Annotated in this window: 8 protein-coding genes and 4 pseudogenes; 5 read left to right on the top strand and 7 right to left on the bottom strand. The window is 60.3% G+C overall.

Annotated elements, in window-relative coordinates; all coding sequences use genetic code 11:
- The first annotated feature begins 861 nt into the window (after window positions 1-861).
- From AYJ54_RS32265 to AYJ54_RS32245, 4 genes are all read left to right on the top strand, one after another.
- Entirely contained in the window at window positions 862-2,838 is a 1,977-nt protein-coding gene (locus AYJ54_RS32265; protein WP_082905954.1) for an FUSC family protein, read from the top strand.
- Window positions 2,838-3,041, top strand: coding sequence for a DUF1656 domain-containing protein (locus AYJ54_RS32260; protein ID WP_063705443.1), 204 nt, complete (start codon window positions 2,838-2,840; stop codon window positions 3,039-3,041). The genes AYJ54_RS32265 and AYJ54_RS32260 overlap by 1 nt, the downstream gene beginning before the upstream one ends.
- Window positions 3,042-3,051: 10 nt before the next feature.
- The gene (locus AYJ54_RS32255; RefSeq protein WP_063705440.1) at window positions 3,052-4,221 is read left to right on the top strand and encodes an HlyD family secretion protein; all 1,170 of its coding nucleotides are present in this window, start codon (window positions 3,052-3,054) and stop codon (window positions 4,219-4,221) included.
- A gap of 677 nt (window positions 4,222-4,898) precedes the next feature.
- A complete protein-coding gene (locus AYJ54_RS32245) occupies window positions 4,899-6,131 on the top strand; it encodes a cupin domain-containing protein (protein WP_063705433.1) in 1,233 nt (410 codons plus the stop codon).
- A 168-nt stretch (window positions 6,132-6,299) separates the two neighbouring features.
- On the opposite strand, the pseudogene AYJ54_RS32240 reads toward AYJ54_RS32245, so the two are convergent.
- From AYJ54_RS32240 to AYJ54_RS48090, 3 genes and pseudogenes are all read right to left on the bottom strand, one after another.
- A pseudogene (locus AYJ54_RS32240) lies at window positions 6,300-6,965 on the bottom strand (response regulator transcription factor).
- Window positions 6,966-7,295: 330 nt separating this feature from the next.
- Window positions 7,296-7,422: pseudogene (locus tag AYJ54_RS48095) on the bottom strand (indole-3-glycerol phosphate synthase TrpC); the annotation flags it as partial.
- A gap of 28 nt (window positions 7,423-7,450) precedes the next feature.
- Window positions 7,451-7,654, bottom strand: a complete 204-nt coding sequence (locus AYJ54_RS48090) for a YjiS-like domain-containing protein (RefSeq protein WP_201724287.1) — start codon at window positions 7,652-7,654, stop codon at window positions 7,451-7,453.
- Window positions 7,655-8,459: 805 nt separating this feature from the next.
- Here AYJ54_RS48090 and AYJ54_RS32235 point away from each other — a divergent pair.
- Complete coding sequence (locus AYJ54_RS32235) at window positions 8,460-10,985, top strand: ATP-binding protein (RefSeq protein ID WP_245329178.1); 2,526 nt, start codon at window positions 8,460-8,462, stop codon at window positions 10,983-10,985.
- A 1,242-nt stretch (window positions 10,986-12,227) separates the two neighbouring features.
- Here the strand turns inward: AYJ54_RS32235 and carB are convergent.
- The 4 genes and pseudogenes from carB to AYJ54_RS32220 all read right to left on the bottom strand — a co-directional run.
- Window positions 12,228-15,470 (bottom strand): annotated as a pseudogene (gene carB, locus AYJ54_RS32230) (carbamoyl-phosphate synthase large subunit); the annotation flags it as partial.
- A gap of 12 nt (window positions 15,471-15,482) precedes the next feature.
- The gene (carA, locus tag AYJ54_RS32225; RefSeq protein WP_063705426.1) at window positions 15,483-16,658 is read right to left on the bottom strand and encodes a glutamine-hydrolyzing carbamoyl-phosphate synthase small subunit; all 1,176 of its coding nucleotides are present in this window, start codon (window positions 16,656-16,658) and stop codon (window positions 15,483-15,485) included.
- Window positions 16,659-16,776: 118 nt separating this feature from the next.
- Window positions 16,777-16,925, bottom strand: a pseudogene (locus tag AYJ54_RS48085) (DUF1127 domain-containing protein); the annotation flags it as partial.
- Window positions 16,926-17,063: 138 nt separating this feature from the next.
- A partial coding sequence (locus AYJ54_RS32220; RefSeq protein WP_063705423.1) for a glutamine synthetase beta-grasp domain-containing protein occupies window positions 17,064-18,084 on the bottom strand: 1,021 nt, incomplete at its 5' end.

Below are 18,084 nucleotides of genomic sequence, written 5' to 3'. Positions count from 1 at the left end.
CTAATGCAAGGCTCGATTGTGAGCCGATAGTAATCAGCTTACCACCATCGAAAATTTCTAACGAGCTGTCGCAGGCTGGACAGCGATACTCGCCTTTTTCCCGGGGGCCGTGAACATAATTGAGCGATGAAAGCCAGCGCCGCGCGCTACTTAGCTCGTCGAGCGCCGGGACGTCGTTTATTTCCTGGGGCGGTACGGCCAGCGCACCATAAGAACCAAAGTAAGTCATTTGGAGCAATTGCGTATGCGTTCTGCCATGATCCTGAGCCTATTGGTCACCCTATGCGCTTCTGCGAATGCCGCAACGGCGCGTCATCTCCGTACTCGCCAAACTACCGTCGCTCCTCCCCGCACAGGTGTGACCCCGCCGGCGCGCTTTGCGGTTCCCGGCTGGAGCGACGAAGCGACGCGGCGGTGGCTCGATAACGCCTCATCCAATGTGGGCCGAGGTGGATAGTCGTCACCAGGCCTTCAGGCGATCCAACAAACTGCAACGCGGGCCCGTGACCTCACGATTATGAGTGGCGAGCCGGTCGTGAGCGGCTGGCTGATCCGGCAATAACTGCGAAAGCCTCATCAAAATACTGCGAACGGTCGCGCCCCTGATAGCCGTGGAACTGTCTGTCGCCGACGCCATCGCCCCTCGATTGTCGAACTGCAGGCCCGGCGCAAAACTCTAACTGCAGGAGACGCATCGAGCAGCTGAAGTAGTTTCATTTTCCTCGCGGAGGGCGGGCGGCTTAGCATCTAAGGCAAGCAAGCTGAACGCCGAATGTGGTACGCGAAATTGCTTCGCTGCAAGAGTATCGCAAAAAAGAGACGCCCCCTCGATGCTGCGCGATCTTGGAATGGAGAAGTCTGATGAGCAGACGAGCAGCAGACGTGTCAGGCGGAGATTCGCGTTTCTTGGCGCTACCTAACCAAAGAGGCTTCCTTCCGTTCGGTTTTCCACTTGGTTCCTGGGCTTTTGCTATCCGGATCTGGATAGCGGCGATCGTTGCATTGTATTTGAGCTTCTGGCTTCAGCTCGAAGCGCCGACGACGGCGATAATAACGGTTGCAATCATCGCGGAACCAACTCGCGGCCAGGCCTTGGAGAAGGCAGTCTTTCGTGTGATCGCAACTATCATCGGCGTTGCAGCTTCCATTGCCATAACAGGGCTTTTCTCCCAGACGCGGGATCTTCTCCTGATAGCCTATGCCGGCTGGATGGGCCTGTGTGTGTACGTCTCAGGATTGCTCGACGGCAATCGTGCCTACGCAGCGGTCCTGTCGGGCTACACGGTGGCGTTGCTTGCGATCCAGCAAATCGACAATCCAGGGCACGTGTTCGAGGCGGGCATGGCGCGCGGCGCGGCAATCTTCATCGGAATTGTATCCATTGCGATTGCCGATGACCTGCTATCGGCGCCTGAGCGTCATACGAAGCTTGCAGCACAATTGGCTGATATCCGTCGCCGAATTGGCCACTACGCGAAAGCGACGATTCTTGGTCAGGCTACGCAGCCAACAACGTCCGCTACACTGCTGGCTGAAATAGCGGCGCGACGGCCGGAAATAGCGAGCCTGGCGTTTGAGTCCAGCGGCGGCCCAGTTAGAAGCGTAGCAGGCCATAACGCGGCGGCTGCGCTTGTGGCGGAGCTCCATGCAGCGCGAAGCCTCAATGTGCTCCCGGTGATCGCTGACGGGGCAACATCTGAGAGGATAGTGCGCGCGCTTGAACGCAACGTAAGCAAGCCGCCGACGGTCGTGTGGCGCTCCGACACGCGGAAGGACGCAGGTGCGGCGTCCCCCCTGGCCTGGACACTCAAAGAGTTGCTAAGAAGAGACGAGCAAGTTCGACAGAATCTTGCCGCCCTGCGCACTGACAAACGTCCTCCATGGCATTGGCGTGCGCTGATCTATCGATCCCATCGAGCTGCCGTTGAGGCGGGCATTCGGGCCGCGATCTGGATTGCGTTGGCGGGGATGTTCCTTGCGTATGCGGGCTGGCCTGCAACAAGCAGTTCCCTTGCCCTTATCGGCACGGTGGTCGGCCTCGGGGCGATGACGCCCAGTTCGCGCGTGACGACCGCCCTGGCGCTGGTTGCGGCACCCATTGCCGGTATTCTGGCTGGGCTTCTCGAGTTCGTCGTCCTCGACGGCGTCGACGACTTCCCGTTGCTTGCAATCGGACTTGCTCCCCTCGTGATCGGCGCCGCACTTCTGGTAACATCGCCAAACCGCATGGTGTCGGCTCTCGGTCGACTGATCCTCATATTCGCCGTGTCAATATTCGCGCCGAGCAATCCGCAGGCCTACGACGCACAGTCGTACATCGTCTCCTTTCTTTTCACTTGTGTCGCTACCGGCTTGTTGTTGGCGACGCAATTCCTTGTTCCTCCAGTCTCGGGAGACCGGCGGAGACGCTGGTTATTGTTGTCCGCTCGCCAAGAGTTCACTGGAGTACCGGCCCGGGATCGGAGATATGAGCCCGAAGAGCATATGTTTCGTGACGCTGTCCGGATCGGTCAGTTCCTGTCCGCTGGTGGGACTGCTCCGAGTAACCTGGTGACGGTCGAGGAGATGCTTTCCTATTTCGACCAATCCTCGATCATCCGTTTGTGCGACGACAAGCTGAAGGTGCTCGCCGATGGACCCTTGGCTGAGCTGGTTGAAGATGTACGCCTGACGTTGAACAAGCGGGAGCCGCAGTCACTTCGCGACGTGTCCCAGGCGTTGTGCAACGTGTCGCCATCAGATCCACGCGTGGCCGATCTCTGTGCTGCGCTCATGAGCGCGAGCTACCACATCGAGGCAGTGTCCAGACGGCGCGCTCATCTCGACGAGGCCGCGTGATGACGCATACCTTCCGCGAATGGGTCATCGGCGGCGTTTTGGTTGCGCCGTTCATCGCCTATGCGATGGCAGCTCTGTTGGCCTTGCTCCTGATCAGGCCTTTTCTGCGTTTCGTTGGATTTTCCCGGATCTTCAGCAACGCGGCAATTGCCGAACTCAGTCTCTACGTGACCATTCTGGGGCTGCTCGTCTTGCTTTTCTGAAGGAGACTTCATGCACGCCGCCAGTCAAGACCAGACGTTCGATCGAGAAGAACAGCAGTCAGCTTCCTCCTTGGGGGCGACCCAAACCGACACGTTGCCCGAACTCAGGCCGATTGCGCGCGCGAAACCCGACCAGCCTCCGTCCCACGAGCAGGAGCTCCCCGTCCCCGCCAAGCCGCTCGCCAAGGGAAGAGCCGCCGCGCAGTTTCTGCGATCGATTTCGCGGAGACTTGCGACCTTGGGGATCCTTCTGGTAGCGGTGCTCGTATCAATCGTGGTGTGGGACCTGTATGTTGCTACACCTTGGACGCGCGATGGCAGCGTCCGCGTCCAAGTCGCAAGCATCGCTCCTCTAGTGTCCGGTCAAATCACGCAGCTGCGGATCACCGACAACCAATTCGTCCACAAGGGAGACATCCTTTATCAGATCGAGCCCTTTGATTTCGACGTTACATTGCGCACGAGCAAGGCGTTGTTGGAGGAAAGGGAAGCCGACCTGCACGTGAAGCAGTTGCAGTCAGAACGGCGGCAACGGCTATCGGATCTGGCGACCACACCGGAAGAGCAGCAAGTGTTCCAAGGCAACGCCATACAGGCGAAAGCCTCAGTCGACGCGGCGCGCGAACAGGTCGCCCAGGCTGATATCAATCTGAAGCGAACAGAGGTCCATAGCCCGGTCAACGGCTACGTCACGAATCTTCTGCTGCGAGTGGGCGACTACGCGCACGCGGGGGTCAGCAACATATCGATAGTCGATTCCGACAGCTTCTGGGTGGACGGCTACTTCGAGGAGACCAAGCTGGCGCGGGTGTGCGTCGGGGATCGTGCCGAGGTCAAGTTGATGGGTTATTCGACGCCCATCGAAGGCCATGTGACGACGATCACTCGAGGTGTTAGCGTGTCCAACGCGGCGACCGGTGCTCAGGGTCTCCCCAATGTTGACCCGGTCTACACGTGGGTACGGCTGGCGCAACGCGTCCCTGTCAGAATCGCCATCGACAAAGTACCGCCTGGCATCCCGCTCGTGTCCGGTGCGACAGCAACCGTAACGATGCGCGACGATTCGCAGGTTGAGAAGCAAACATGGTTCAATCTAGGGAAGGCAGTCGTTATGACGAGTCTCTCCGACATGATAAGCGGGGTGTCACCGCGGCCGGGCTGCATCCTGTCTCACACTTGAATAACAACGCAACTCATGGAGCGGACCGATGCCTTCACGACTTTCCTCGTAGTACTAGGATGACACCGACCGCGATGACGGCGATGTTGCCGGTCGCACAAAGCGGCCTAAGCGCGCGCTTCAAATGAAAGAGGCCGATTTTATTTCCGTATATGATTCACAAAACAAAGGACATGCAGACTGCCCACGCCGGCAGCGCCCATGTTGAAACGTCCCTTCGTCAAACGGCAGCGCAACTAACAGGCCGCTCCACGGCGAAATGCGAGTGGGAGCAGGCGGTGAGTGAGCGGGATAACCTCTTGCTGCGGCTGGGCGAGGTTGAAACAAGCGGCGAAGGCCGCACGATGATTCAATGCCGCCGGTGGTTTTAGGATATCGAGGCTCCGATTCCCGGCACGAGCATCGCGCACGACCAGTATCCGTATTTGATTGTCCTGTCGTGCGCCTTCCTGATTGCCGCGCCGGTATGGCGAGACGTCGACCGTTCGAATTGCAGCACGCTCATCCTGCGACTGAAATCGTTTCACTTCCGCCGGTGCTCGCAAGGGTACACCATACCGGGGGTCGCAACTGACGAATTCTGGTCGCTGTTGCATCGATCTCGTGATGTCGAGGACCTCAGACGCACGTCTCAACGACGACCATGATTAGTAATCTCGAACCGCTGGATACGAACCATGGATTCCATTTCTCGTCGTAAACTGCTGGCAACAACCGCTGCCGGAGGCCTCCTAACGACAACCGGTATCGGGCAGGCGCAATCTGCAGACGCCATCCCTCAGCCACAGCGGCCAGGTCACGGCGGCCCCGATCCCGGCCCGCGGAATCTGATGCGCGACCAGCAGAATCCGGATATCCTCTCGCCGCCTTCGACCGATCACGGCTCCTTGCCGAACCTGCGTTTCTCGTTTTCCGACGCCCATGTGCGATTGGAGACAGCGGGCTGGACCCGCCAGGTGACCCGACGTGAGTTGGGCGTCGCTACGACACTTGCTGGTGTGAACATGCGACTGAATGCCGGTGGCGTGCGCGAGATGCATTGGCACAAGGCTTCCGAATGGGCCTACATGCTTTACGGAACAGCGCGCATCACGGCGGTCGATCCTGATGGTCGTTACGTCGTCGATGATGTCGGTGTGGGCGACCTTTGGTTCTTTCCGTCCGGAACCCCGCATTCGATCCAGGGCCTCGGTCCGGACGGTTGCGAATTCCTTCTCGTGTTCGACGACGGCGACTTCGACGAAGACAACACCTTCATGATCAACGACTGGTTCAAGCACACACCGAACGAAGTGCTCGGGAAGAATTTCGGGGTGCCAGCCTCGTTGTTTGGCCACACCCCGAAGGAAAGCGAGCGCTATATTTTCCCGGCTCCATTGCCGGGGCCGCTCAGTTCCGACAGCATTTCGGGCGCAACCCCTGTGGAGACAAGCTACACGTGGCGGCTGACGGCGCAGGAGCCGATTCGAACGAAGGGCGGAACGGTGCGGATCAACGATTCCCGTTTGTTTTCGATCAACACCACGACCGCCGCGGCACTGATCGAGTTAAATCCGGGTGGATTGCGCGAGCTACACTGGCATCCCCACGGGGACGAGTGGCTCTACGTCATCGAGGGCCAGGCTCGCATGGGTGTGTTTGCCGGCCAAGGTCAGGCGCCTACATTCGATCTCAATGCTGGCGACGTCGGTTACGTCCCGGTCGCGATGGGCCACTACCTCGAGAATACAGGTGCGGGCCCACTTCGATTTCTCGAAACGTTCAAGGGCCGTTACTTCGTCGACGTCTCTCTCGACACGTGGATGGCATTGACTCCGCCGAAATTGGTGGATGCGCATCTGAAACTGGGTCGAGAAGTGATGGACGCGCTGCGCAAGACCAAGGCGATGGTAGTGCCCGCGGGCCAGTAGCCGCAGACGGCAAGCGCGAACTGATTTGGCGCTTAATTGCGAGTCCGATCGTGGCGAGTCCTTCGAGCGTAATGGCTGCCTGTTCGATTCTGTCGCCGGCGTCAAAATCAATCGACAGCTAAGGCTTAAGGCGTCGTATCACGAGACTTCGACTGGAAGCGCGAAGACTTAGCCGACGCCGTGCCCGGTGCGCGTGATCGAGGGGGTGTCCGCGCTGTCCTTGAGCTTGCGGCACAGGCGCATGACTTGCACGTCGATACTGCGGTCGAATACGTCTTCGTGGACACGGATAGCCTGCAGCAGATATTCCCGCGACAGTGGCCGTTGCGGCGCATCGAGGAATGCGACCAACAACGCATATTCGCCCTTGGTGAGCGCGACCTGCTCGCTGCTCGAATTGGTGAGGCGGCGCGTCCTGCGGTCGAGCCGTCAACTCCCGAAACGAAGGCTGCCTCTTTTGCTCTCCCGTTGCGATATGGCCTGTCCCGCTTCCCGACGCCTCAGGACGGCGCGGATGCGGGCCAACAATTCTGTCAGGCTAAATGGCTTGGTGATGTAGTCGTCAGCTCCAAGCTACAGCCCGACGACTCGGTCGATCTCGTCCCTTAGATGCCCTGTGGTGACGATGATGGGTATATCTGATTGCGCACGGATTTCACGGAGCTGATCGAGGCCAGCTTCTTGTCCGAGCCGCAAATCGAGTACGATCAGATCGGGTTGGCTGCGCTCGAGCATTGATGCCGCCTCGGACGGCCGGGATGCGCAGATCACGCGGATGTCATGATCCTCGAGATAATTCGTCACCAAGTCACGGACGGCTTCGTCGTCCTCGATAAGGAGGCATGTGGACGTGCGGGACTCTTTGCCGTTTGCGGCGACAGGTCCGCACCGCTTAGGCTCCTCGCCCGCGCAAAGAGCGGCCGGACGTTCGGTCCATTCGTCGATTTCATTTCTCCGACGACGGGGCGACCAGTCTGCATTCTCTATGCTGGTCGGGATCGGCAATCGCCTAATGCGGTGCCGCTGCAAAGATCGCTTTCGTTATCGCGGGCCGACGATGGCGGTCGCGGCTTCGCCGGGGCGCCTGGATCGCCCCCGCTCGGCACGATGTGAGTCCCGATCAGCGGAGTTTCAGGCGGATCAATAGCGAGCGCCACCGCGGAGCGCCAATGCCTCGCTGGTTTCCAAGGTGGTCGCGAAGGTCCGCAGGTCGCGGTTGTTGATTCCGATTTTTGGCGATCGCAGCCTCAAGGCGCGGTCGACTTTTGCGGTCGTGGAATTCGATCAGCACGCACCGACGCCGAAAACCGACTTCGCAATCAGCACTGGCGGCAAAACCGGACAGTGAGCTCGATCAGAGAGCGATCTCGAATGCCCATGTCGCGCAAGGTGTGGTCGTCGAGCTTGGCGAGCGCGCGAACCGCTCGTCGGATATCAAGCTCATCTCTCCGGGAGTTGCACAGCGTTGCCGTGCCGGTGAGCTGACGCTGGCTCCGGTCGTTGTTGGGAAATCGGTTCAACATGACGGAACTAGCTCTTGCTCCGGATCGGAGGAAATGAGGATGTGGCTGGAAGGGAAGCGTCGAAAGAACCTGCATCCATCCTGGAACTTCGTAAGTTCTGAAGGGGCAAAAATGGACTCTCGTTGCGACAGTTTGGTCACTTAAAGCGGGAATCCGGTTACGCCGGAAATCATCGTCTTCCCATTGCCGCCACAAAACGGATCGGACCGCATCACCAGCGACGCCTCGCCTGAAGGACTCGTTCAGAGAGGCCTTGTTCTGGGTCCCGCATTCAGTTCGTGCTTGGGTCCGCCGGATACCTTGCGCGGCTAGCTATGCTACGCGCACGTCTCTGCTCTCGCGGACAAATGCGCTGTAGATGGTGTGGATGTTGAGGTCGCTGCCTTGCAGCAGAGAGTAAGAGTAAACGAGGCCGAGGTATTCCAGTTTGGGCTTGAATGCTGCTCATTCGCAGCTGCGATATTTGCAGTTCTATGAATCTGCGGTCCGGGGCGGCGCGGTGATCGCGCTGTTTTATCTTCCGGCTGACCGCATCTCCCACGATTTCCAGACTCCAATCGCTCTTGGCGGAAAAGTGTCTGCCCCGGCACGCTACGCCTGTAACGAAGTTTTCTGCCGATGACACCGAGCCGCAACATGGTCCATGCACCTATCACCGTTTCTACCTAGCCAAGGGATTGCGATGAGCCTGAGCGCACCGATATCCTTTCGTCGTTGGAGGGACAGCGCGGCACCTTCCTCCGGCGAGCGAACATAACGCTGGACCGTCTCGGAAGTGACTCTCCTGTCAAGGTTATTTTTGCTCGTGGCTGTCGCGCTTTTGCCGGCGATCGCGATCCAGGCGTACAATGAATTCGACCGCCGCTGCACGCGCCAGGTCGAGGTGCAGAACCAGGCGTTCAACTCGGCCAAGCTCGCTGCGGCAGACCAGCAACAAATCGTGCAGGGAATTCGTCAGGTCCTGATCGCGATATCAGAACTCCCGTCGATCAAGGCGAAGGACGGCCTGGGGTGCAATGCATACCTGGCTGCGATGAAGCCGCGATTTCCGGCATTCATCACCCTTATCGTTACCGACTTGAATGGCCTCACTTTCTGCCACACAGCACCCAATCACAAACAGGTTGACCTCTCCAGGCGCGCCTACTTCGCAAGTGCCCGAACCACCGGTGCATTCACGGTCGGAGAATTCTCGATAGGTCTGCTTACCGGCCGAAAAATCATCCCGTTCGCACTGCCGTTCTACGATGACAATGGGAATATGGGCGGTGTCATCATTGCAAGTCTCGGCCTGGATTGGCTCGCCGACTATATTGCCCGAAAGGGTGTTCCGGAGGGTGCTGCGCTTGCCGTCAAGGACCGCAACGGCACTTATCTCGCCCGCTATCCCGATAACGACCGGTTCGTCGGTACAAGGATGCACGGTAACAAATATCCGACGATGGACGACGGCGGCACCGTAGATATCGTCGACATCGACGGCGTTGAGCGGATCGAAGGCTACTCGGCCATGCAGGGTGACTCCGGGAGACTGGTCGTCAGCTTTGGCCTCGACAAGGCGCGGGCGTTCGACGAGATCGAGCGTAAAACGCTGCGCGACATCTTCTTGATCGTCCTGAGCACCGCGCTGGTGTTGATATTGACCTCATTGGGCGCCCGGCAGTTCATCCATCGCCCGCTTGGGAAGTTGGTCGATGCCGCAAACCAATGGCGGCTCGGTGAATTTGGGCGACGTGTGGACATCCGCGGAAGTTCAGAAATCGCGCGGGTAGCCGACGCGTTCAACACCATGGCCGATGCGTTGGAGTACCGCGAGCAGGAATTGTCAAAGGCGAAGGAGACAGCAGAGGAAGCCGCCGCTCGCATCACGACCATCTTCGAGAGCACGAACGACAGCGTGCTCATCATCGATTGGGACTGGCGCATCAGCTATCTCAACGGGCCGGCCTGGGCGCGGGTAGCCGAGGGCCGCGATATCATCGGCATGCCGCTGTCCGAGCTGTTTCGAGACGACCCCGACATGGAAGTCTTGCGCCAGATTCAGGAGGCGGAGCAACATCCGGTCTTCGTTGAAGCGTTCTGCGCGCGCCGAAATATCTGGTACGCGATCAATGCGTTTCCCTCCAGCCAAGGCTTGGCAATCTTCGTCCGAGACATCACCGAGCACAAGCATGCGTTGGAGGCGCGGCGCCTGATTGAGGAACAGTTCCAGCAGAGCCAGAAAATGGAGTCCGTCGGCCAACTCACTGGCGGTGTTGCGCACGACTTCAACAACCTGCTCACAGTCGTGTCCGGGAACCTCGAACTTGTCGAGGCGGCCACCGACGTTGGCAAGATCCGGAAGTCCGCCGCGGCGGCGCGGCGAGCCATTGACCGGGGAGCAAAACTGACGGCGCAGCTCCTCGCTTTTTCACGGCGGCAGACATTGATCCCAAAGCTGGTGAACGCCAACCAGCTCATTTGCGGATTCCAGGGAATTATTAGCCAGGCCGTCGGGGCGGGGTGTGAGGTCACGCTGCGGACGGATGATCGATTGTGGCTGTGCTACGTTGATCCGTCACTGCTGGAAACGGCTCTCCTCAACCTTGTGCTGAATGCGCGCGATGCCATGCCGGATGGAGGTGTGATCGAGATCGAGACCCGGAATATCGTAGCAGAGGAGGGCACCATTGCTGGGTGCTCGGCCGGACCGTACGTGAGGCTGTCGGTCGCCGACACCGGGTGCGGGATGCCCCCCGAAGTGCGGGATCGGGTGTTTGAGCCCTTCTTCACGACCAAGGAGGTCGGCAAGGGGACGGGGCTCGGCCTTAGCATGGTCTATGGCTTCGTCCGACAGTCCGGAGGGCACATTACCGTTGAAAGCGCACCTGGAGTGGGAACGACGATCGTTCTGTACCTGCCTAAAGCGATGCAAAAACCAGATGTGGAGGAGGAAACCAGGCAGCCCCAGGTCATACCGACAGGTTCGGAGCGAATCCTTTTGGTCGACGACAACGAGGATATTCTGAAAGTCACGTCGGAAATGCTGACCACCTACGGCTATCAGGTCTTTTGTGCCCAGAACGGCGCAGAGGCGCTTCGAATGCTTGCGAGTGGCCAGGAATTTGAACTCCTGTTTAGCGATATCGTGATGCCACACGGTATGAGCGGAATTGAACTCGCCCGCGAAGCGAGGCGACTGAGGGCAGACATCAAGATCCTGCTCACCTCGGGCTACGCGAGAGATGCATTGCAACGACATGATGCGGCGGATGAGTTTCCGATCATTCACAAACCTTTTCGCCTTGCAGACCTGGCGCGGCGCCTCCAGGAAATGCTGCGCGAAGCATAAAGTTTTCGTCAGCGCCGACGCCATGCATTTGCGTCAGTTCCGGTCGTCTCGCCAAAAGGAGAAGCTAACTCGACGAAATTCGTGAGATAGTTCTCCGTTTGCTTGGTAGGTACCGTTCTGCCGACGAGCGTGCCAGTGAATGGACAGGTTTGCCGACCGGCATTTCGATAACCCACAATCGCGTTACATCTACAACGCTGCAGCTGGTTTTGCATGACATTGCCCAGCGCGCAGTTGCGGGGGATCCACGCGTTGACCCGCAATATGTCAACATGATGATTCGAGATTGAAGCGGCTCACCTGATACAGGAATCCCCTAGTGCGTCCGGGGACTTCTTGCCGCGATCATGGCACCGCCGGCTCAGTCGTTCGGCTTTGGTCCACCGTGATAGCGGTGCGCGTTTGGTGTGGCCGCTGAGGTAGACGCATCTGAATTGAAAGAGTTAAGACTGCGTACTGCTTGCCCAGAGACAAGCTCACTGGATCTATGCGGGTGAACATTTGCAGCCAGGGCATCGACCACGTCCGAGGAGACAACGAGCACGATGACCGATACGGTGAGAGCGAGCTTCCTTGTCATTGCTTTGTTTCCTTACTTGCCACCAGCCAATTGAAGATGCGCGTCGTCGCAACCGCGCGCAGCGTTAAACTCAAACGGTAAGGATCGACCTGCTAACGCTGGCAGATCGGATCCTCCACGTGTTTAGCTGTTCGCGGTGCGAACCGCTGTCGTGCACCAAGCTGCTGTGGCGCGGAAGACCTGGCTTTTGCAATACGGCGAAAGAAGTTCTGAAGGTCGCTGCGCAGCTCCTCTGGATCCTCGAACTCGCGATAGGTTACGTCACACACTTCTTCAAGCTCGCGTAAGAGCGTCGTCTTGATCGGCGCATGTTTCCACACGGCGAAGAACATCGGCGCGCGCGGCTCAGCAAAAACGTTGTACGAGACCTCGAATGCCCCGCTTTCGCTCATCGCCGTACGGATATAAAGGAAGGCATCAGCACGGCGGAGCTGGCTCAACCGATATCGGCGGAAGCTCGTCGCATTGAAGGGCAGCCCTTGCCTTTGTTCGAAGTGCTCCCGGAAGGTCTGGTCGCACAGCGCCCTGCTGTCGGTGAGGTACTCGAACCGGCCGATCTCCTCCACGATCCGAAGCACGCCTTCCACAATCCTCATGCTCTCGTCGCCTGCTTGGGTGAGCGGCTGGCGAATGAAGAGCTTCAGTGGCGACAGCGGCTGTGCATATGATTGCAGGGGGCGTACGCTAAGATTCCAGTCCTGCTGACGCTCGATGGCATCCACCACGGCCCGAGCGATGCTAAGCCGCGAACAGTAGGGAATCCGGCGCTGCAGCGCCCGCGTCCGCAGCAAGCGCCCACCCGAGATCTCGCCTGCCCACAGAGCGGTGTCGATCAGAAGCTGGATCTCGCCCTGATCGACCAGGTCGACGACATTGGGGAAGCCCTCCTCGACTTTTGCCACGGTATTGACCGCGATCCCGGCGCGACGCACGAACTCAGCCGTTCCGTGCGTGGCCAGAAGATGAAAGCCGAGACGCGCGAGGCGGCGAGCCGCCTCGACGACACCGGGCTTATCGGCGTCCCGTACGGACAGCAGGACGCTCCCGGAGCGCGGCAGGCGGACTCCCGCTCCAAGCTGGGCTTTCAGGTAGGCCGTGGCAAAATCCTGATCGATGCCCATGGACTCACCGGTCGATTTCATCTCCGGGCCGAGGATCACGTCGCTGCCGGGGAAACGGGCGAAGGGGAGCACCGCCTCTTTGACCGCTACGTGCTCGAGTCGGGGCTCGGTGAGCCCGAAGCGCGCCAGCGGCTCGCCGGCGATGACGCGAGCCGCCACCTTGGCGACGGGCACCGACGTCGCCTTGGCGACAAAGGGGACGGTTCGGCTGGCGCGCGGATTGACCTCAAGCACGTAGATGTCGTCGCCCTGGATGGCATACTGCACGTTCATCAGGCCGACGACTCCGAGACGGCGAGCCATCAGGCGAGTTTGCCGGCGCAACTCGACTTCGATCTCCGGTCGCAGGGAGAAGGCCGGCAGGGCGCAGGCCGAGTCACCGGAATGCACGCCCGCTTCCTCGACCTGTTGCATCACGCCGGCGATGTAAGCGTCCATACCATCGGCGATGGCGTCCACGTCCACCTCGATGGCGCCCTCCAAGAATTTGTCGATGAGGACTGGATTTGGTCCGGAGACCTGGGGCGCCTCAATCATGCAGCGGCGCAGCGCGCCGACATCCTGCACGAGCTGCATGGCCCGTCCACCGAGGACGTAGGAAGGCCGCAACAGAACGGGGTAGCCTATGCGCTCTGCCACGGCTTCGGCCTCTGCCACTGTGGTGGCCGTCCCATTCGCAGGCTGCTTGAGACCAAGCTCGTGCAATAGCGCCTGGAAGCGCTGCCTGTCCTCAGCCAGGTCGATGACGTCGGGTGGCGTGCCGAGGATCGGAATGCCAACCTGTTTCAGAACCGCGGCGAGCTTGAGCGGGGTCTGGCCCCCGAACTGAACAATCGCTCCCCGCAAGCGGCCGCAGGAGGCCTCTCTCTGCGCAATCTCGATGACGTCCTCTGCTGTAAGGGGCTCAAAGTACAGGCGATGAGAAGTGTCGTAGTCCGTCGAGACGGTTTCCGGGTTGCAGTTCACCATAATTGTCTCGTACCCGGCTTCGGCCAGGGCGTAGGCCGCGTGCACGCAGCAGTAGTCGAACTCAATGCCCTGACCGATGCGGTTCGGGCCTCCGCCGAGAATGAGCACCTTCTCACAGCTGCTGGGGTTCGCCTCGCAGCTCGCGGGATCATCGAACTCGTACTCGTAGGTCGAGTAGAAATACGGAGCGAAAGCCTGGAATTCCGCCCCGCAGGTATCAACGCGTTTGAAGACAGGATGGATGGCGTACTCCTCGCGCTGAGCCCTTATCACTCCTGGAGTTACTCCAGCCAACTTTGCCAGCCGAGCGTCCGAGAAGCCGGCACGCTTGAGCTCGGCAATCGCATCCCGATCACCCGGCAGGCCCCGTGCGCGCACCTCGTCCTCCATCGCCACGAGATCGGCGATCTGACGCAGGAACCAGCGATCTATCCGCGAAGCGCAGTGGATGGTATCTACTGAGATGCCCAGGCGAAGGGCCTGGGCGATTAGCAGGAGGTTGTTCGGCGAGCGCTGGCAGAGGGCATCGCACACCCGCGCCTCGTCGACCGACCCGTCGGCGCGACACGCGCCTGCAATCTCGATCTCATCGAGGCCCGTCAGGCCGATCTCAAGCGAGCGCAGCGCCTTTTGCAGCGACTCCTTGAAGGAGCGCCCAATAGCCATCACCTCGCCTACCGATTTCATCGAGGTGGTGAGCGCCGCCTCGGCCTCAGGAAATTTTTCGAAAGTGAATCGGGGTATCTTGGTGACGACGTAGTCGATCGTCGGCTCGAAGGAGGCCGGCGTGACCTGGGTGATGTCGTTCTTAAGTTCGTCCAGGCGGTAGCCGACAGCCAGCTTGGCTGCAATCTTCGCGATTGGAAACCCGGTAGCCTTCGATGCCAGGGCGGACGACCTGGAGACGCGGGGGTTCATCTCGATGATCACCGTTCGTCCAGTCTCGGGATGGATTGCAAACTGCACATTGGAGCCGCCGGTGTCGACGCCGATCTCACGCAGACAAGCGATGGAGGCGTTGCGCAGCCGCTGGTACTCCTTGTCGGTCAGCGTGAGGGCCGGCGCGACCGTGATCGAGTCACCGGTGTGGACGCCCATCGGGTCGACGTTCTCGATCGAGCACACGATGATGCAGTTGTCGGCGTGGTCGCGCACCACCTCCATCTCGTACTCCTTCCAGCCAAGCAGCGATTCCTCTACGAGGACCTCGGCGACAGGTGAGAGGGCGAGGCCGCGCTCGACCCTCTCCAGCAACTCGGCGCGCGTGGTTGCGATGCCGCCGCCTTCGCCGCCTAAGGTGAAGGAGGGGCGGATGATTGCCGGCAGGCCGACGTGTTCGAGGGCCGCAACAGCTTCATCGACAGAACAGACGAGTTGCCCGCGCGGGCACGCGATGCCGATGCGCTCCATGGCCTCGCGGAAACGCTGGCGGGACTCTGCCTTCTCGATGACGTCCGTGTCGGCGCCGATCATTTCGACGCAATGCCGGTCGAGCACGCCCGTACGCGCCAACTCCATGGCCAAGTTGAGTCCTGTTTGGCCGCCTAGTGTTGGTAGCAGCGCATCGGGACGTTCCTTTTCGATGATGCGCTCCACGACTTCCGGTGTGAGCGGCTCGATATATGTGGAATGAGCCAGCTCGGGATCCGTCATGATGGTGGCTGGATTGGAGTTCACCAGGATTACCCGGTAGCCCTCGTCCTTCAGTGCCTTGCAGGCTTGAACGCCGGAATAGTCGAATTCGCAGGCCTGTCCGATCACGATCGGCCCAGCGCCAAGCACAATTATGGAGCGAATGTCGGTTCGCTTCGGCATGTTGGCTGTCTCCTACTGACGCATCAGATTCGTAAACCGCTCGAACAGAGGATGACTGTCCTGCGGTCCGGGGCTGGCCTCAGGGTGGAACTGCACGGAGAAGACTGGTCGGTCCTTCACGCGCAGCCCTTCGAGGGTCCCGTCGAACAATGATGTGTGGGTTTCTTCCAATTCCGCGGGCAGGGACTCCCGCGCCACAACGAAGCCGTGGTTCTGACACGTGATTTCGACGCGACGACATTCGAGATCCTGAACGGGATGGTTGCCGCCGCGATGACCGAGGTGCATCTTCACGGTGCGAGCGCCAAGAGCCAGAGCCAGCAACTGGTGCCCGAGGCAAATGCCAAAAATCGGCAGCCCCGAGGTGAGCAGTTCGCGGATGACTGGCACGGCGAAGACGCTGGTCGCTAACGGATCGCCAGGACCGTTGCAAAGAACTATTCCGTTGGGTCGCAATGCGAGAATCGACGCGGCCGAAGAGCGCGCCGGGACGACGGTGACGCGACAACCGAGACCAGCAAGGCTACGCAGAATGTTACGCTTGGCACCGTAGTCCACGCAGACGACATGACAGTCCGGAAATTGAGCCTGGCCGGAGCCGGCGTTGATCGGCCACGGGGGCTCGGTCCATTCATACGGCTCGACGCATGACACCTCGCCGGTCAAGTCGGCGCCTTCAAGACCGGGCCAGTGCATCGCAGCCCTCCGCAGATGCGCAACGTCGTAACCGCCGTCGGGAGCAAAGGCGAGGCAGCCCCTGAGCGCCCCCCGATCGCGGATGCGGGTGACAAGCCGGCGCGTGTCGACTCCGGCGATCCCGATGAGATTGCGGTCGTCGAGCCATCGGTCCAAGGAGCCCCGGGCACGCCAGTTGGCGGGGGACGTCACGTCCTCGCGCAACACGAGGCCACGACACCGGGGCAGACGACACTCCGTGTCTTCCTCGTTGGTGCCGACGTTCCCGATGTGCGGGAAGGTGAAGGTGATGATCTGGCCAGCGTAGGATGGATCGGTGAGGATCTCCTGATATCCGGTCATCGAGGTGTTGAAGCACACTTCTCCAAGGGTTTGACCGAAGGCGCCGAGGCCCTTCCCGCGAAACACCGTGCCGTCCTCCAGGACCAGCACGGCCTGCCGCGCGGCATCGGTGCGGGGTGCAATCGATGACGCTTGTTCATTGAGCTTCATGGTTGCTTATTCCTTGTTTTCGCAAGACCGACGCGGCCGTGGCTGGCTTGATGGATGCCGAGGGGCGCTCTGATTAGGCCCCCGCCACGAGGCGTCGGGTTATCCCGTAAAGGGAGCTGCCGTTGGAATTGCCAGCCGCGATGCGCGGAATAACCGAGCGATCCAAGCCGATGTCGGCCCGCTCGCGATCTCCGAGCTGGGACAGTTCGGAAACATTGCATTGATATTCGCTGAAGCCTGGACCACTCGGCGTAACGAGGGCAGCATGAATATTCTCCTTGCATCGTCGATTCGGTCTCTAAAGCCCGAGACGGGCTCAATCGTCAGCGCGCCGACGGCTGCCAAATCTGATCCAGTTCGGACTAGGCAATCCGGCGGATCACGTTCGGCGGCAGCGACCCTCGCTCAGGCCGCGACCTTGGCGCCGGTCGGCACGGACGAGATCGTCTTCAGGATCTGCGAAGCGATCTGGTATGGGTCGCCCTGCGAGTTCGGACGGCGGTCTTCCAGATAGCCCTTGTAGCCGTTGTTGACGAAGGAGTGCGGAACGCGGATCGAGGCACCGCGGTCGGCCACGCCATAGCTGAACTTGTTCCAGGGCGCGGTCTCGTGCTTGCCGGTCAGACGCTTGTCGTTGTCCGGGCCGTAGACGGCGATGTGGTCCATCAGGTTCTTCTCGAAGGCCGCCATCAGCGCCTCGAAGTACTCCTTGCCGCCGACTTCGCGCATGTAGGCGGTCGAGAAGTTGGCGTGCATGCCGGAGCCGTTCCAGTCGGTGTCGCCGAGCGGCTTGCAGTGGAATTCGATGTCGATGCCGTACTTCTCGGTGAGGCGCAGCATCAGGTAGCGGGCCATCCACATCTGGTCGGCAGCGGTCTTGGAGCCCTTGCCGAAGATCTGGAATTCCCACTGGCCCTTCGCGACTTCCGCGTTGATGCCTTCATGGTTGATGCCGGCCGCGAGGCAGAGGTCGAGATGCTCTTCGACGATCTTGCGGGCGACGTCGCCGACGTTCGAGTAGCCGACGCCGGTGTAGTACGGGCCCTGCGGCGCCGGATAGCCGGCGGTCGGGAAGCCGAGCGGACGGCCGTCCTTGTAGAAGAAGTACTCCTGCTCGAAGCCGAACCAGGCGCCGGCGTCATCGAGGATGGTGGCGCGCTTGTTCGACGGATGCGGGGTCTTGCCATCGGGCATCATGACTTCGCACATCACCAGCACGCCGTTGGTGCGGGCGCCGTCCGGGAAGACCGCGACCGGCTTCAGCACGCAATCCGAGCTGTGGCCTTCGGCCTGCTGCGTGGAGGAGCCATCGAAGCCCCAGAGCGGAAGCTGCTCGAGCGTCGGGAACGACGCGAATTCCTTGATCTGAGTCTTGCCGCGCAAATTCGGAGTCGGCGTATATCCGTCGAGCCAGATGTACTCGAGC

The sequence above is a fragment of the Bradyrhizobium centrolobii genome (assembly GCF_001641635.1).
Taxonomy (GTDB): Bacteria; Pseudomonadota; Alphaproteobacteria; order Rhizobiales; family Xanthobacteraceae; genus Bradyrhizobium; species Bradyrhizobium centrolobii.
Note: the sequence above shows the minus strand (reverse complement) of the source record. Positions and strands in the feature narration are given on the sequence as shown.

Excerpts from the sequence above, each read along its gene's own strand:
- AYJ54_RS32265 (WP_082905954.1), top strand. The coding sequence starts at position 862 with ATGAGCAGACGAGCAGCAGACGTGTCAGGCGGAGATTCGCGTTTCTTG.
- AYJ54_RS32260 (WP_063705443.1), top strand. The coding sequence starts at position 2,838 with ATGACGCATACCTTCCGCGAATGGGTCATCGGCGGCGTTTTGGTTGCG.
- AYJ54_RS32255 (WP_063705440.1), top strand. The coding sequence starts at position 3,052 with ATGCACGCCGCCAGTCAAGACCAGACGTTCGATCGAGAAGAACAGCAG.
- AYJ54_RS32245 (WP_063705433.1), top strand. The coding sequence starts at position 4,899 with ATGGATTCCATTTCTCGTCGTAAACTGCTGGCAACAACCGCTGCCGGA.
- AYJ54_RS48090 (WP_201724287.1), bottom strand. The coding sequence starts at position 7,654 with ATGTTGAACCGATTTCCCAACAACGACCGGAGCCAGCGTCAGCTCACC.
- carA (WP_063705426.1), bottom strand. The coding sequence starts at position 16,658 with ATGAAGCTCAATGAACAAGCGTCATCGATTGCACCCCGCACCGATGCC.